The organism is Paenibacillus hemerocallicola (assembly GCF_006265175.1).
GTDB lineage: Bacteria > Bacillota > Bacilli > Paenibacillales > NBRC-103111 > Paenibacillus_AB > Paenibacillus_AB hemerocallicola.
Map to the genome: position 1 here is coordinate 66,003 of NZ_VDCQ01000024.1, position 17,867 is coordinate 83,869.

Annotated in this window: 8 protein-coding genes and 1 pseudogene; 5 read left to right on the forward strand and 4 right to left on the reverse strand. The window is 50.3% G+C overall.

Annotated elements, in window-relative coordinates:
* Window positions 1-3: 3 nt before the first annotated feature.
* Entirely contained in the window at window positions 4-1,236 is a 1,233-nt protein-coding gene (locus tag FE784_RS17955; protein WP_139603607.1) for a Gfo/Idh/MocA family protein, read from the reverse strand.
* A gap of 196 nt (window positions 1,237-1,432) precedes the next feature.
* Between FE784_RS17955 and FE784_RS17960 the strand changes: the two genes are divergently transcribed.
* Window positions 1,433-4,375 (forward strand): TIM-barrel domain-containing protein, encoded by a 2,943-nt coding sequence (locus FE784_RS17960; protein WP_176706328.1) that lies wholly within the window; start codon window positions 1,433-1,435, stop codon window positions 4,373-4,375.
* Between the two features lie 1,205 nt (window positions 4,376-5,580).
* Here the strand turns inward: FE784_RS17960 and rsiV are convergent.
* Together rsiV and FE784_RS17975 are read right to left on the reverse strand one after the other, a co-directional pair.
* Entirely contained in the window at window positions 5,581-6,453 is an 873-nt protein-coding gene (gene rsiV / locus FE784_RS17970; RefSeq protein WP_139603610.1) for an anti-sigma-V factor RsiV, read from the reverse strand.
* Window position 6,454: 1 nt separating this feature from the next.
* A complete protein-coding gene (locus FE784_RS17975) occupies window positions 6,455-6,964 on the reverse strand; it encodes an RNA polymerase sigma factor SigV (RefSeq protein ID WP_139603611.1) in 510 nt (169 codons plus the stop codon).
* 173 nt (window positions 6,965-7,137) lie between these two features.
* Here FE784_RS17975 and FE784_RS17980 point away from each other — a divergent pair, with 173 nt between their 5' ends.
* From FE784_RS17980 to FE784_RS17990, 3 genes and pseudogenes are all read left to right on the forward strand, one after another.
* Window positions 7,138-8,997 (forward strand): acyltransferase family protein, encoded by a 1,860-nt coding sequence (locus tag FE784_RS17980; protein ID WP_139603612.1) that lies wholly within the window; start codon window positions 7,138-7,140, stop codon window positions 8,995-8,997.
* A gap of 1,051 nt (window positions 8,998-10,048) precedes the next feature.
* Window positions 10,049-11,683, forward strand: coding sequence for a P-loop domain-containing protein (locus FE784_RS17985; protein WP_139603613.1), 1,635 nt, complete (start codon window positions 10,049-10,051; stop codon window positions 11,681-11,683).
* A 755-nt stretch (window positions 11,684-12,438) separates the two neighbouring features.
* A pseudogene (locus tag FE784_RS17990) lies at window positions 12,439-12,594 on the forward strand (Gfo/Idh/MocA family oxidoreductase); the annotation flags it as partial.
* A gap of 114 nt (window positions 12,595-12,708) precedes the next feature.
* Here FE784_RS17990 and FE784_RS17995 read toward each other — a convergent pair.
* A complete protein-coding gene (locus tag FE784_RS17995) occupies window positions 12,709-14,541 on the reverse strand; it encodes a right-handed parallel beta-helix repeat-containing protein (protein WP_176706329.1) in 1,833 nt (610 codons plus the stop codon).
* A gap of 211 nt (window positions 14,542-14,752) precedes the next feature.
* On the opposite strand from FE784_RS17995, the gene FE784_RS18000 reads away from it, so the two are divergent.
* On the forward strand, window positions 14,753-17,803 hold the full coding sequence (locus tag FE784_RS18000; protein ID WP_139603616.1) for a TIM-barrel domain-containing protein: 3,051 nt from the start codon (window positions 14,753-14,755) through the stop codon (window positions 17,801-17,803).
* The last annotated feature ends 64 nt before the right edge of the window (window positions 17,804-17,867 follow it).

Sequence of the window (17,867 nt, forward strand, 5' to 3'; positions counted from 1 at the left end):
TCATCACCGATGGTTTGTGATTGCATTCGGATTCAACAGCTCTTGGATCGTTACTTTCCGTTGTTCCTGGATCGAAATATTCGCCGCCGCTCCGATCAGCATGGATAGGGCGCCTTCCCAGGAGCCGGCCCGCTGCTCCAACGAATCGGTCGGCTCGTTCTGAACGAACATTTTGCGGATCCGGTCGTCGCTCCCGCCGTGAGAACCCGTTGCTTTTCGGGCTTCATGCACGATTTTTTCCCCTTTTCGATTGAAAAGGCGAATCTGCTGCGTCGGTTCGTCGGCTCTGTCGCCGGTATAATATTCGCCGGCCTCGATTCTGCCCTTGGTGCCATTGAAGGTGGCGGTCCAATGTTTATACGGGCTATGCGCAACCAGGGAATAGTTCAAGACCGTACCTTTCCGGTATCGGACATGGACAGACATCGTATCGTAAATATCGATATCGTCGCCGAACACGCAGCGATCGCGAATATAGCCGTCGTCCGTCTCGCATTTATGAAAATAGTCGTTGTTGAACGGATGTTGCTTAATATCGAAATAAAACTCGCATGTGCTTGCAAAGCTGCAATTCAAGCAACGGAAGCCGCGTTCCTCGCGCGTCGGGCCGAAAAAGCGCCGTTCGCCGAAGGCGCTTACTTCAACGGGCTCATCGCGCAGCCACCAGTTGGCCAGATCGAAATGATGTGTCGACTTATGGACGAGCAGCCCGCCGCTGTTGCTCATATGGCGATGCCATCTCCGGAAATATTGTGCTCCATGGTTCGAGTCCAAATACCAGTTGTAGTCCACGCTGAGGATGTCTCCGATCGTACCGGCGTCCAGCAGCTCTTTTACCCGCATCATGTAGGGCATATAGCGGCAATTGAAAGCGACCTTGATGTTGCGACCGGTCCGTTTCTCGGCATCCAGAATAGCCTGGCATTTCACGGCATCTGTAGTCATCGGTTTCTCGGTAATGACGTCGAGTCCGGCTTCCAATGCCCGGATAATGAAGGCATCATGCGTACTGTCCATCGTCGTGATCAAAACAAGCTCAGTTCCGCTTTCCTGCAGCATGCTGTCGAAGCTGGCGTAAACCGGTACATGTCCGCATTCTTCCGCGAGCAGGCGTGCTCTGGATGGATTCTGGTCATAGACGCCTACCAGTTCGACCTCTTCGCGAAATTGCGTGGCCAACGGCTTCACGAGAACATGAGCACGCGCTCCCGCGCCGGCAACCGCTATTTTCTTCAACTTGTACGCCCCCTTGATTTCATTTGATTTGAATGTGCATCCTCAGATTAGCAAGAATGAAGAGGGGTGTGTAGGTGCGTACGATAACCATTGTTTGACGATCGATAATCAACTCCTCTGTTATCATGGATGTTCATAACCTGTCCATCCGTTTGCCAGCAAAATGATCGGATCAGAAAAGGAGAGTGAACGGGACATGCGGAGATACGATGGCGACGGTCCGGCGGCCGATGACGGACACGGCCTGCAAATGGATTGGTCAAACCGTGGAAAGCTGGCGGCCTTCGCGGTCGCGCCCCATACGTTTCGCATCCGGGGAAAGGTTGGCGGGGATTTTGCCGAATCGACGCTTCATCGATACGGTATATTGCGTAAGACGGGCCGGACCGTCGCAGTGGAGACGGAAGAAACGGAGTGCTCGTTCACCATGCGTACCGAACAGACTAGCCTGCACATCGGACATGCCGACGGACCGATAACGTTTCGAGGTTCGGGCAAGGAACGCTTGCCGCTTATGATATCGGACTTGAAGATCGGCGCGGAGGGGGGCTTTGATATCCGCTTTGCCTTGACGGAGGAGGAGCGGCTCTACGGCTTGGGGAATGCTGTGCCCGATCGACTTCAACTGCGCGGCAGCCGAGCTGTCCTTTCGGCCACGCCGGACGGAAGCCCGGTACCGATTCCTTTCGTGATGAGCAGCGGCGGTTGGGGCTTATTGATCAATACGACATGGCCGCACGCCTTCGATCTTGGCCAAACGAATCCCGGCGAGATGAGGATCACTGCTGAAGAAGGGGAGCTTGATCTTTACGTATTCGGCGGAGACGATTACCGGGAGTTGTTGGAGCGATACGCGGATATTGCCGGCAAGCCAAGGCTGCTGCCGATCTGGGCGTACGGTTTGGCCTACATACGCGACATGACGACCCATGATCGGGAAGTGCTGGATGACGTACTGAAGTTTCGACAGGAAGGCATTCCGTGCGATCTCATCGGTTTAGGCAGCGGCTGGAACGATACGGGCAACGGGGAAGCGACGGATATGCGATGGCATTCGACGCGTTTTTCCGCGCCGACCAACGGCCAGGACCGTTCGTTCACGTTTATGGACATGTTGCAGCGGCACGGCTTCAAGCTCGGTCTGCTCATGCACTGCATCAACTATGATCTGACAGCCCATGCCGAATTTTCTGTGCGCCAAGCAGCCGGAAGCGGGACTGAAAACGCGTCGGATCCATGGTATGCTCACTTGCGCCCGTTCGCCGGAGAGGGGGTCGCGTCCTTTCGTTATTCCTCCTACAGTCAGATGGGCATGGAAACGGAACTGGACCGGAAGTGGGCGAATGGCATGAAAGATCGCGAGCTGTGCAATTTGTATCCGGTGCTGCTGGTCAAGCAAACTTATGACGGATATGCGGAGCAAACGGGGAAAAGACCGTTTATCCATTGTGTTTCGGGGTATACCGGCATTCAGCAGTTTACCGCTTTGGAATCGGGCAGATACAACAGCGGCGTCGTGGCGGTTGTTCAGGCGCTGAGCATGGGCTTGTCTGGTCATGCGCACACCGCTTCCCATATTAACGTGGATATGCGCGAAAGCATCCATGCCGGTTTTTTGCAGCCCTGGTCGTTTATCAATAGCGGCAGCTACTTCCGGAATCCGTGCGTTCTGGAAAAACCTCTTCGGGACATGTTCCGCAAGTACGCCAGATTGAGGTACCGGCTGCTGCCATACGTGTATTCAACGGCACACGTTGCCGCTCGTACGGGAATGCCTATTGCCAGAGCGATGCCGCTCATGTTTCCGGACGACCCGCATTGCGGGGAGCTACGGCAGCAGTACATGCTGGGACCGTTTTTGCTGGTAGCCGTTTTTACGGATCGCGTTTACTTGCCTGTAGGCCGTTGGATCAACTACTGGACGGGCGAAACGTATAATGGCGGACAAACGGTTTCTTGCACAATCCCTGATGAGGCGGGAGGCCCTTTATTTTTACGCGAAGGCTCGATTCTACCGTTGTGGCCGGAAATCGAATACGTGGGGCAAACGGAGATTAAACGCATGACGCTGCATATTTATCCGGGAGAGCGCAGTCGGTTTACGATATATGAGGATGACGGGATTACGCTGGCCCATGAGCAAGGCCATATGGCCATTACAGAAGTTTCCTGCGAGTCTAACGCCGGACAGATCGCGGTGCAAATCGGGCCTCGAACCGGAGCGTATGCAGGAATGCCGGACAAGAGGAGCTACGAGCTGTCCGTATTCACCGGCGGCAGACCTGCCGGCATCGAACTGAACGGGATGCCGATGCCGGAAAAAAAGACGGGGGACAAGGCGAAGTCGCGAACCGGATGGCAATACATCCGACAAACCCGATGCGTTCAACTGCAGGTAACAGAGGATGTGCGGACGGGAGTACGGGTGATGCTGAGCCTGGGCGATCCGCTTGCGAGTCCCTGCAAAGAGCGGAGTATGCCAGAAGGGGGTGAAGCGACAGCTACCGCATCGAGGTCGGTTTCCGACGAGGAATTGATTCTGGGATTGGAGACAATGGACAGAGAAGCGATCGGGATTCTGCTGGTGAACTGGTGGAATCATGAGGGAGACGATTGGCGGCTGCGCCTGCTCCACGGCTGCTCCTTGTTCATCAGCCATGTGAAGCGCCGTGGTTGGACGGCTTCGGAGGTATGGGGCAAAGATTTGGAACCCGTTTACACGATGCATCGAATCCGGACACCGGCTCAGGGACTCGCTTTGCTCAGTTGCCTTGCCCGGCGGATGATGGACTTTGCACGTCCTCCGGCCGGCTCCGACATACACCCCGTGATCCGGCAGGCACTGGCGATCGTGGAGGCCGAACTGAAGCAAAAGCTTTCTTTACAGCAGGTCGCGCAACGAACCAATGTGCATCCGTTTTATTTGAGCCGCCTGTTCAAACGGCATGTCGGGCAACCGTTCTCCAGTTACATTTTGATGCAGCGGATGAACCGAGCGCGATCGCTTCTGGAATCCGGCATGAAAGTGTACGAAGCGGCCGCCGAAAGCGGCTTTCAGGATCCGAGCCACTTTTCGAGAGTGTTTGCGAAGTATTGGGGCTCCCCACCCGAGACGTTCAAACGCCCGAGGCGCTTGTAAGCTTGACTGGAACAACTATGCAGTACTAAATTTTAATAAGCACCACCGACACCTATCATACGGATATCCGGACGGAACATTCAAGCCGAACATTTCAGTTTCAGAAGCGGAGTTTCTGGCGATGTTTCTGAAGACATATGGGGTCCCTGCTGATGGTAGCGGAGGACATTGGGCTGATGGCTTCTACCTTTATAGCACCCAACATGATTATCCTATTCGTGGAGCGGTGACCTTTCTTTAAGAAATGAAGCCGTTAGTCGTCTTAGCGTAGCCGAGATCATTGCTGATTGGAGCAATGCAGCATTCGAGCGATTCTCCGATGATAACGGGCGAACCTGGGGGGAATGGCAAGATGTTTAAAGTAGAAAGGCGCCGAACGACCGTACTAGACTTTTTGAGCGGCGACAAGCAGGAGATACACGTACGCTTGATGGGAATGTAAAAAGTAGTTTAATCGGGCTGAGGTCGGATCCAAAGAGCGCACTTTCAGTCCATTCTTTGCTCGAGCTTCTAGACTTATATGAGTGAACGTAAAAGCGGTAAAAGAAGGCAAGCCTCATGAAAACGATGGGGCTTGCAAGTGACGGCACGTACGGGGTTGACACGCGCTCGGTGCTGAAATTTAGAGCGCTGAGTTTGCCGATCGACCCTTATTACCGCCAAAATTGTGAGAGCCGACACTGCACCTTTGACTAGGCTTATGCATAGTGTAACGGGAAATGGTGGTTAGTAATGCGTTAATCGGTATTCAATCACCGATTCTATTTGGCAATCACAAGGAGTGAAATCCATGGCATTATTGCCGCTGCCCGGCGCTCAAGCGTTGCCTACTCACCCTCCGCTTATCCCTCTTACTCCAACTGGATCTTATCTTGTTAACTGCTTGTATAATTACACTTATGTAAGGTTATGGAACGGGGAAAGTTTCTGGTATTACCCGACTTCGGTTGAGTATTTTGAGATTGCGGGATACCGCTGGAATGGGGTGTTTTGGCTTTATTACGTAATCGATCCGAGATTTATCAGCACTGTTTCTTGTCCTCCCATTCCCACTTTGTACTAACTTGAAATCAAGGCTGTGGGAAAACTCCTTCTGCTATCGGGTACGTTGGTTGAATGAAAACGGCGACAGTCCAGGACTTTGATAGTATTGTCCGTGGCTGTCGCTGCGCTGTTTCCATTTCCAATTTTGGGGTTGTTGCACGTCATTTCATATACTCATTGCCGATCAATTCATCGGATAGCACTTCTGTGGGAATCACAAACTCGACAATGCCCATGTATCCTGGAGCGACCTCGTATTTATTAAAGGAAATGACCAGCTTACCGTCATTGCTAATATAGAAGTTCTGATCTTTTGAAATGGTTTCAAAATACTCGTTAACTCCATTAGGTACGCCGGCAACCCAATACGCTTTATCCGGATCGTCCATCATCTGTTTTTTCATCTGTTCCCTAATATTCCCGCTAATGATGCCTATATAACGGTCATCTTTGAATAAACTGGGCAATGTGAGCAATACTTGGTTTTTCTTGTCGATCGTATCATACTTAAACGTTGTCGAGGAAGAGCCGACCGTGTTTACAACATATCTGCCAAGGGACAGGACGCGATCGTTATCGGTTTTTACCTCGTAGCCGCTATCTACTCCCGCATGACCTCCGCCGTTTTTCTTCATACTTTCCATCTCCGCGATAAAGTCATTGTACAACTTTTTGTTTTCTTCGATGTATTTGTCATTTAACGCATTCTCTAAAGCCTTATTCTCCATATTTCTTACGGCAGGTATTTTAAAATCAGCCTTAAAGGACTCATCGTCGATTTTATATTCTCTAAATGTAATTACTTTAACGAGGTTTCCGAGAAAGGGCACCTCCGATAAGGCATTCGCAAAAGTCGGGCTCGCATTAACCCCGGTAACGAACATAATCGCGGCTGCACAAATTCCGGCAAGCCACTTCACGTTCATTTTTCGTTTCTTTCTTTGCTTTATTGCTTGGTCTACGATGAAAGTTAATTCTTGGGGAATAGGCACATCCATATACTGTCTTTTCAATTGTTTCAGTTTTTCGTCCATCTTAGGTTTCCTCCTTGAGCGATTCATCGACCATTTTAACGCGCAGCATTCGCAGCGCTTGATATAAGCGCGTTTTTACCGTGTTCATGTTTTCCGATAACACGTTTGCTATTTCTTCTATTTTTAAATCTTCAAAATATCTGAGCACGATGACGGTACGATAGATGGTCGGCAGCTCATCCAATGCTCTCTCCAAATCTATGTCCTGGTATACGTCAACGTTTCCCGGTTGATACGATTCCAGCGTATTTTCATCTACAACTTGAATTTTCTTATGTTTACGCAAGAAATCCAGAGACGTATTCACCACGATTTTATAAAACCAGCTCTTCATGGATTCGGCACTTTTTAGTTTTCCCGACGAAGAAAACGCTTTTTGTATGGAATCTTGAACGATATCGAGAGCGTCTTCGGAATTTTTTACATAGCTGTACGCTAGTCGATACACGTTTTCTTTATGTTCGGTTATGCAATGTACGAGTAAGCTTTTGAATTGTTTATTGATCGTCATTGAGCAGCGACTCCTCTTTGATGCGCCCGCATATCCATGCTTTGTGTATATCGTTAAGACGTATAAGCTTGAAAAAAAGTTTGGACGTCCGGAAATTTTTGAAGGGGCAAACTATTTGAATAAGTCGCGCGTCTTGCTTGTGTAAAACAAATAAAGGCGAGGGACTGAATGCTATGAAAGGCAACATGAACCCATCATCGATTACTGACAATAGAGGGAGGCTTGCGCATAAATGCTTATCCGGCGATAGACGTTACATGCCGGGTTTGGACGGATTGCGGGCACTTTCCGTTTTGGCGGTCATCGCCTATCATTTCAACTTCAAATGGGCTTCGGGAGGGCTTTTGGGGGTCGGGATTTTCTTCGTTCTGTCCGGGTATTTAATTACGGACCAGATCGTTACGCAGTGGAAGCAAAATAGGAGGATCGACCTTAGAGATTTTTGGATAAGACGGGCGCGTCGGCTGCTTCCAGCCATGTTCGCCATGCTGGCGTTTGTAGCCTTATGGCTCGCATTGTTCGACAGTTCGCGATTACAAGCATTGCAAGGCGACATTATTTCCGTTGCCCTGTATTTCCACAACTGGTGGCTCATTTTTCACGACGTCTCTTACTTTGAAAGCTTTGGTCCGCCTTCTCCAAACGGGCATCTCTGGTCATTGGCTATTGAGGAACAATTTTACGTCATATGGCCAGTAATCCTTATCCTCTTATTTCGCATTGTACCGCAAAGGGGCAAAATCGTTTTGCTCCTTCTTGCAGGCGCAGCTGTTTCGGCGTTAGCCATGGGGCTGATTTATGAACCCGGAATGGATCCAAGTCGGGTCTACTACGGCACCGATACCAGGGTTTTTGCTTTGTTGATCGGAGCCGCTCTTGCCATTGTTTGTCCGAGTCAGAGAATGAACGGAGGCATCTCTCGTAAGTTTCGAAATCTGTTTGATCTGGCAGGAGGGGGCGGGCTTATCATCATCATATTGATGATAGGGCGAACGAACGAGTTTGGTAGTTTTCTTTATTACGGCGGATTCGTGTTCTTGTCGATCATCTCAGCGATCGTAATAGCCGTTCTCGCTCATCCGGCTAGCCGCTTGGCGAGGCTAATGGCATGTAAACCTTTGCGTTGGATCGGCGTGCGCTCCTATAGCCTGTATATTTGGCATTATCCTGTTATCGTACTTACCGGCCATTCTGTTGAGAACGATGCTTGGGGAAGTTTCCTCATATTGATTCAACTAGGAATTAGTATCCTGTTGGCCGCACTGTCATGGAAATATATCGAGGAACCTATACGCCATGGATTGTTTGGAAACCTATGGAGGAAAATAAGTAAAAAACCGCGATTAAAGTTCCACCATTTAGTCGTTGCAATTCTACCTATCGTCTTGTTGTCCTCATCCTGCAAGAGCAATGCGGATTCGCCGGTCATGGTCGAACCGATCCCGGACGCCGTTATTCACAATATGGAAGAGCATTCCGGCACAGCTGTGCAACCGGAGCCGCCCGAAACGCCTGAGCCAATAGCTTCGCCCAATGATCAGCCCAATAGCGAGAAAGAAGCAAATCTTGGTATTACGGCTATAGGAGATTCGGTTATTCTGGACGCCGCACCCTATTTGGAAAAATACTTGCCAGGCATTGTGATCGACGGTAAAGTAGGCAGGCAAATGTTTCAGGCGCAAGAAGTAGTCGACAATCTCAAGACAAACGGCAAACTTGGCAGTCGGGTTATCATTGAGCTGGGAACTAACGGTTCATTCAATACCAAACAATTGCGAGAATTGCTTTCCTCACTCGGCGATGCGCGGCAAATCGTTCTGGTTAATACTCGGGTTCCGAGAAAATGGCAGGATACGGTTAATTCGGCGCTAAAGGAAGCAGCCAAAGATTTTCATAATGTAACCCTTGTAGACTGGTACACTTCAAGCGAAGGAAAGAAATCGTACTTTTACGACGACGGCGTTCATCTTAAACGGGAGGGTGCCGAGTTCTATGCCTCGCTTATAGCTAGTGCCGTACAAAAAGAGAGTTAGCCTCTCCTATGAATCCCTCCCGCGATAGACGGTAAAATAAGGGCAACATGCGCCGATCTTGTCATCCGACAAAACGGCGCTCGTTGTTGCCGCACAGACCCAAATTAGGGACTTAAATCGAAACCGGATAAGGAAACAATTCCACGATTCGGAAGCTTTGTCCGTTTTCGTTCGTAAACACCACATGTTCTCGCCTTAATTCACGGGGACTCTCTAAGCCGCAGGCAGCAGCCAGCGCAAACAACGTGAAGCCTTTCGTAAAGCAATTGCAGACGTTAGAGAGCAACGTATACCGCTACCAATGATTGTCATGGCATTAGATCAAACACGTGAGATTGACGTTATTGGGATCGATAAAAGTTACAGGCGTGTTTATTTAACGTGTCCTGTGTTTTCATTCTATGGGGGCATCTTTTACCTATTATAGTTCAGGGTTTGAGTAAATTATAATTAATCTTTCCCTATATTGTGGATGATCTTAATGTTATGATTGTGTTGCTGCAAAAATAAATCGTAACGAGGTGAGGACAATGAAAACAAAAACATATAACTCTTATCCTCATGTTGCTTTTTAGTTATTTTTTTACGAAGACACTAGGCTCTGAGGGTAGGATTCACTCTCAGGGCTTTTATATTTAGGCAGAAGGAACGTTTAAGCTTTCTTGCCGGTCTATGACAGCCACTTACTTAGTGGCTGTTATTTTTTTGGACAAAAGGGTTGGTCAAGGCAACAATAGTGGTCTTATTTTGAAATTGGTTAGGATTTAATCGTTTGGGGGAATATGTATTGAACTTGAGTTACTTAGGATGGAATTCATTTTTTGCGGAAAATTTCAAACAGTTTGAGCAGGCTCACACCTGGAGATTAGGGGTCGATCCGTTTCGTCGTTACCTTGTTCCAAAGGATAAGGGGCCTCCTTCTTGAGATAACGTTTCAACTTCGGCATCGTTTCCCGTTATTCACCGCTTTCCAAATATGAAAGGATGATGCTTTATTAAAAGACTCGCTCAATATTTTCGCTCATTACAATCCGGACAGTCATCTTACAGTATGATTTATGAACCTGACCCAACCTATTGGAATAATGATGTTGCCTATTACATTGAACGGACACATAAACTCACATTGGATAAACCATGTATCACCATAAAAATACCTTTTGACCGTCTCGGCTTAGATGAAAATAGGGATCAAGTTGTTCTCTCAGATTTTGCATTAAGAGAATGGGTCGATCATATTGAGGCATTAAATGAATTGATTTATAACCGGTCACGTCCTGATAAAGAAAATGGTGCTTTTTATTGTTTTCGTCCAACCAATGTGGTGTTGCAACGTAATGCATCCTTTGTCGAAGTCATCTCGGAAAAATGGTATCTATGCTTAATGATTACAGTTCAACTTCCGTTCAGGAATAATGATAAAGCTATGCGCATGCTCTGCAAAATGCTTCCAAAAGAAGTGGAGAAGTTAATTGCCAACTTTGATCTCATCAAATTAAATGCTGCCTATGAATTGGTAAAAAAACAAAATAGGATTCGCGAATGGCTGAAATCCAGTAATTATTGTGCGTTTATTGCGAATGGCAGCATTTTGCCGAGAAATAAAGACAACAGCGGGCCACTGGAGGGTGCTTTGCCTTTTACATCCCCGGAAGATGTTGAAGTTGAAATATGTGGTTTGCGAGGAATGGGAATAAAACATGGTGTGACGGTCATCACCGGCGGTGGTTATTCGGGTAAAAGCACATTGCTGGATGCACTAAATTCGGGGATTTACAATCACAGCATAGGCGACGGACGAGAATTTGTGATTACAGATCAAAGTGCAATGGAAATATCTGCAGAGGAAGGCCGTTCCATAAAAAATATCAATATTACGCCTTTCATAAAATGGATACCCAATAGTTCGGCTGAACAGTTTTCGACTGACTACGCCTCAGGTTCCACATCTCAAGCCGCAAATATTATGGAGGCAATCAACGTCGGGTGTAAGCTGCTTCTTATTGATGAAGACAGAAGTGCGACGAATTTTATGATTCAAGACATCAAAATGCGTTCATTAATCAAGCATGAACCCATTACACCTTTTACGGAACGTGTCAGGGAGCTTTATGAGGCTGTTGGCGTATCTTCCGTTCTTGTTATTGGAGGTAGCGGTGAATTTTTATCCGTTGCCGATCAAATCATCCTGATGGACAATTTTGTGCCAAAAAACGTAACCCAGGAAGCAAAAAATTTATGTGCACACGACAAACCACGCGATCGTATCCCGCTTACAAAATGGGAGATAGAAAGAAAAATAACCACCGATCACTTTTCAAGCTATCCACAAGGCAGTGGTACAGAAAAGCTGATGGTTTCAACCATGGGGTACATGATGATAGGCGATGAACAAATTGATATCAGAGGGCTTTACAATATCACATCACACGCCCAGCTTGCAGCTATTGCCTTTTTAATTCGAAAAATCGCTATAAGCAATCAGGATCGCCTCATCCTTCTTCATGAAAAGATCAAAAAAGCTCTCGAAGATATGGAGAGAGAAGGAGTGGATATTGTATTTTCTTCCTTTTTTCCTGGTTTCGAAAGATGGCTTGAATTACCAAGAATTAATGAAGTATTATCTGTCATAAACCGAATGAAACATTTGAATTTTATTCAGCTTGAGCCCTCTGAACACCTCTAATTACGACATAAATATACGTTTATCCAATTAGGAGACGTGGTTGAAGTGGAGGATGGCTGTGGGATAGACTCTGTATACCCTGCTTTATTTCATCCCGGAGAGGAGACCGCCACTAATTTTTCAAAGGATTTTGGAACTGATTTTGCATATCTAAGTACGTTGAAGACAACACTTAAAATCACAAGCGCATTTCAAGACTTCGAAGTAAAACGTCATTCAACTTATGAGGGTCTAGCTGGCAAATAAGAAAGCCAAGCCTGCGGTTTCAAACTTGCTGCAGGCTTTTTTTATATGGTGTCCAACAAAACTTGCTGTGCTGAAAAATAATCTTATCTTATTTTTTTAAAAAGCGAAAAGAACAATATATGGTGTATGACACCATGTATGTCGGTTGTCAAGAATTTGTTCTGATTCCTTCCCGCGTACATCGCGGGTTTTTCATTTTATCGGTATAGATTCTTGACAAAATTCTGTGTCAAGAATCTATACCGATTGCCGTTATTCGGACTCCGTGTAAATCGCGGACTTTTTGTTTTAAGAATATAAGTTCTTGTCCACGGCTCAGGACAAGAACTTATATCCTTAGCCGTATTGGGACAAGAACTTATAGGCATTACCGTATTAACATCGACGGGTACAAAGTCAGTGCCCGTGAACGAATGTTCACAAGCGATCCATAGACTGGAGAAATCGCAACAACATGTGAATGATGGCTGACTTTGTGATCCTCTAACAGACTTTGCCGAAAGGCTGCCAAGCAATTCAATACGCCAAAGGTGTTTGGGGATTACCGCATGATGCTTGAAAATGAAAACTTGGATATCCTGGAGGTCACTACACATAACCGGTATCATGCCGAGATTTCCATTACTGCGCTGGAGAAAGGGATCCATGTGGGACGCGAAGCGTGACGGGGTCCAGCGGTTTTTCCGTCCCATTCCCGGTGGGCGACTTCGCCATGCTCGTTATTCGAGCATCCCACACGGTGTTTCCTCCGATTTTCATTGATGATCAATCCTATCGTGCTATTCCAGCGACACGTTTCCAAGCACGGATGTGCCCGTTCCTAGATCTGCGATACCGTTTGAATCGTAGAGCGTTGTGCCAAACAGAAGCTGATTGTTGTGAATGACGTTGTATTTGGACTGCGGCGAGTGTACGCGTATACCGTCCATAGGGCCATAACGAATTTCAAATTCGGACGAAGCGTCCGGGGCGACGGTCCAGGCCGGCGTACATACGGCGGTTTTCGTCGTTCCGTCATAGGATGAAATTTTCCTTTTTTGACCCGCGCCGGTTCCGCCGACCAAATAAACCGTCATCGTGTTGTACTCTCCGCTTGTGGCGGAAGCATTATCGTCCAGCACAATCGAAGCGGTCGTTCCGCCCTTCGCCACTCCGGCGTGCTTGAACCGGTTTTGCACCGTGTTGCCCTGGATGGTATTGAAGCTTGCGCTGTCTACCAGCATCACACTCGTGCTTGACGCAGCGCTTCCGCTTTCTTCGATCACGTTGTTGGCCACCAGGCAATAGTTGGAAGCCCCGGAAAGCCGAATGGTGTTGGTTGCAATGTTGTAGAGGTGGTTGTTCGTGATGCTGATCGAGCTTGCATTTTCCAGCCAGATGCCGATTCCGTTGCAATCTCGAATCAGGTTCCCCTCTATTGAATAATAGGTCGATTTGCTGATCCATACGGCTCTATTGATCGAGTCGGACATGATGTTGCCTTTCAAGGCGACGTTTTGCGTCAGCAGTCCGTTAATACGGGAGGCGGGGCCGTTCAGCGTATTTCCGATAAATTCGACGTATTCGACCGTCCCTAATGTCCCGTTCATCGTAAAGCTGCCGCCGGTATTGTTTTCGAATAAGCAGTTGGTAACGGTTACATAACGAACGTAACTGCCAGGGTCCGGTTCGAGATCAATGCCAAACTGGGGGTCATGTCCGTGCGTATTGACAAACGTGGAGCTCTCGATCCGAACGTTCTCGGCGCAGGTGACGCTGATTCCCTGCCGTCGGTTGTTGTCGCAGTATACGTTCTGGAACGTAATATTGCGGGCAGCGTTGCTCTGTGTCATGTAATAGCCGACCACGGAAGCGTCCCCCCAGCAATCCGCAATATACAGGTCGCGCACCAGCACGCGGTCCGATCCGCCGATCGCAATGCCGTACCCCCATTGTCCGGTCGTGCCCGTATGCTCGTTTCGCTCCCCGAGGATTTTGCCTCCGCCTTCGATGGTGACGTTGGTTTTGCCGAAAATGTTGATGATCGTATATCGCGGCGTGGTCGATGGCAACGCTTTCAGAATGGCCGAAGGGCTGATCACGATCGTCGTGTTGTCCTTCGCCTGAATGCCCGCGTTCAATTGGCCGACGCTGGTGGCATCGGCCCGGATCATGTACGTTCCTTCCGGAATGTACACTGTCACGTTGCCGTCGCCTACGGCCGCGTTGATCGCCGCCGTATCGTCGGTCACGCCGTCTCCCGCGGCCCCGAACCATTTCACGTTTACGAACGACTGCTCCACGATCCGTTTGAAGCGGGCGCCCGATGTCGAGACAAGAACCGTTCCGGTATTGTCGGGCGACGAGAGGTCGGAGGGGTCATATACGAAAAATCCTTCCTTTCCCGGGTCAGTGACGTAATAGGCAACCCCTTCCTCCGGAGACGTTTCCGCCCTTAGTTCGCTGACAGTTGTCGAAACGCACAGCTTGCTTGCAAATCCGCCACCGTAGGTCGCATGCAAAACCGATTGCCCCGCTCCGCTTGTCATGCCGACGGAAGCCTTGTAAAACAGGGTCGCCGCTCCCGTCGCGCCGATAGCGGCCAACAGATTTCTTCTCGTCAAGTTTGCCATCTTCATCTTCCTCCTTATCGCCAACCCCTTTTCAGCAATCGATATCTGGCGGTCGGCAATTCAAGTATAGAGGACGCCGGGATGAGCCGTACATGGTATTTGCAAATGGGGCGATGTTGATTTTAAACCGAGTTGGGCTCAACTTTTCATGTGAATTTTTAACATTGTCGTTTCGCTGATGCTATAATGGGGCCATAGAGGAGGCGTAGGGATGGAGGAGAGGAAAGATTTCTTGCTGCCGCTTGCGAACGGGGGATGGATGCGCATTCAGACGGCTGCGCCCGGCACCTTCCGAATCCGGTTGAACGGGACGGGGCTTTTCGCGGAGCCGGCTTTACAGCGTTATGGAATTGTAAGCGCTGTCTCCGGGGCGGAGGAAGAGGTTTGCGCGCCGTTTCCCGGCTCCGTCGCGGAACTGCGGACCAAGCGGGCGATGCTGCGAATCGACGGAGCGGACGGGCAGCTTCAATTGCTCGGAACGGATGGGGACGAACGGTTGGCGACGTGCGCCGCTCCCTGGTCGAGCGAAACATCCGGCTTCGGCGTACGCTTCCTGCTGCGGGCCGACGAGGCGCTGTACGGGCTGGGCAACGTCGCTCCGGAGCGGCTGCAGCGGCGCGGCCTGCGTGTCGAGATGCGAGCGGAGAAGCAACTGTGGGCAAGCGCCCCGATTCCGTTCCTGATGAGCTCGAGCGGTTGGGCTGTTATGGTGAATACGACATGGCGTCATCTGTTCGATATTGGAGCTTCGAACGAAAACGAGCTGCTGATCGAAGGGCCGACCGGCGAGCTGGACTTGTTTCTTTTCGCAGGCAACGACTATGCGGAGCTGCTAGACGCTTACACCAACGTTGCGGGAAAGCCGCCCCTGCTGCCAATCTGGATGTACGGTCTGAACTTTTGCTCGCGGATCGGGTCCAGCGCCCGCGATGTGCTGGACGATGCGATCAAATTTCGCCGCGCCGGGACTCCATGCGATTTGATCGGCCTAAACGACGATTGGATGGAGCGGGCAAAAGACTTCTCGACGACGAAACGGTGGCATCCGGTTCGATTCCCGACAAGTTCGAACGATCTGCTGCGCCAAGTTTCGTTTATCGGCATCTTGCACAAGCAAGGGTTCAAGCTGAGCCTGGCTTTGGGCTGCGATTACGATTTGACATTGCTCGAAGAGCGGCTGGCCAGCGAGAATGTGGGGTCGGAATGGGAAGATCGCAACGACGGATACGGAGAGGACGTGCAGCCTCCTCATGAGGAATCGTGGTACGAGCACTTGCGCAAGTTTGTCGATGACGGCGTATCGGCATTTGTGCTGCACCCGAATAACCCGATGCACGGCGATCCCGGGCGAATCTGGGGGAATGGCATGAGCAGTGCCGAGCTGCATAATCTTTACCCGGTTTTGCTTTGCAAGCAAATGTATGCCGGCTTCTTGAAGCAGACGAACAGGCGGCCGGCGATCCACATAGAGAGAGGGTATTTGGGGATGCAGCGGTTTGCGGCCAGTACGACAGGGACGTTTTACACCGCAAAGCACGCGATCGTGGCGATACTTAATTACGGTCTTTCCGGTCATGTCCATACGACAACGAACATGCATCTCATTTCGCGCGAAGGCATCCACGCCGATTTTTTGCTGGCGTGGTCGCGAATTAACAGTATGGATCATTTCCAGCATCCGGACTTTCTGGAGCATCCATTGCAGGAGCTGTTTCAGCACTATGCGCGATTGCGCTACCGTCTGATCCCGTATTTGTACTCGACCGCTCACGCTGCCGTACGCACCGGGATGCCGATTACGCGGGCCATGCCGCTTATGTATCCGCGGGACCGGCATTGCCGGGAGCTGGACGGGCAGTACATGCTGGGCGATTTTTTGCTCGTCGCCGTTTATACCGAGAGCGTTTATTTGCCGGAAGGGGACTGGTTTGATTATTGGACAGGGAAACGTTACTGCGGTCCGTGCATGATCGACGCAAGCGTTCCTCCCGAAGCGGGCGGACCCTTGTTCGTGCGCGCCGGGGCGATTGTTCCGATGTGGCCGCCGATGAATTATATCGGGGAGCGGCGGGTTGAGACGCTCACGCTGGAAGTATACCCCGGAGCTCACGGGAGCTTTCTCTTGTATGAAGACGACGGCGCTACGCTCGACTACTTGAAGGGGGCATCCGTCCGAACACGTTTGGAGTGCGCGTCGGATCAAGCGATGACGACGGTGCGCATTGCAAAGCGCGAGGGATTATTCGCCGGCATGGAGGCCAAGCGGAGCTATGAGCTCATTGTTCACACGAACGCCAAGCCCGCAGCAGTGCGGGTGGGCGGGGAGCGCCGTCCGGACCGCACAGCGCGGAATAAAGCCGATCCGTTCCGCAGCTGGCGGTACGATCGTTTGGCGGGGACGGTCAGGTTACATGTGGCGGAAGCTGAGTTCGGCGAAGCAGGCGTGTGCATCGAAATCGATCATCCACCGAAAAGCGTTCGCTCGGCTGCCGCTCGCACCGGGGCCGAGCGAAGATCAGCGGCGTCAGTCGATCCGTTCAGCGGGCCTGCGGCCAGTGTACTTGGCCGGGGGATAAGCGATACCGCGAGTGGCGGGGGGGACGCCATTTCAGATGACCCTGAAGCGGACAATGCTTTTGCCGCCGCTTTGGACTCGGGCGAGCTGCGAGTTGCGGAAGCGGCTTTGACCGAATGGTGGGGCGCGAAAATGAAACATTCCCCGTCCGCCGCTAACGCCATTTGGCAGCTGCACGTAATGAAAGGCTGTTATCTGATTGTGCGGCAGGCGGAGCGAAACGGATGGACCTCCGCGGATGCGTTTAAGCACATGGAGGATGAAGCCTATGAACTGGCGCAGCTGCAAAAGCCCGAACAAGGCTACGAGCTGCTTCAGCGGCTCGTGAGCCGGCTTGTCAGGCAAATGGATGCGCTCCATACCGGGGCGAAACATCCGGTTATCCGCGAGTTGCTCGAGCTCGCGTTGCGGGAGCCGGAGCGGGACTTGTCGCTGAATGCGATGGCCGAACGTTTCGCGTTGCATCCGGTTCATATCAGCCGGCTGTTCAAGAAGGAAACCGGCCGCAACTATTACGACTATGTCATCTCGATGCGGATGATGCGGGCCAAGCAACTTCTGAGAGATGGCCACAAAGTATATGATGTCGCGGCCCTCTGCGGCTTCAAGGATGCCGGAAACTTCTCAAAAGCTTTCAGCAAATATTGGGGGGAGCCGCCAGTCAGCTTCAAACAGGAACGGAGCTGAGGGGAACGGTAACGTTGGGAGTTGGACAGGCCTCTCCGCTGCTGTACCAGTAAGCCGAGGTGCG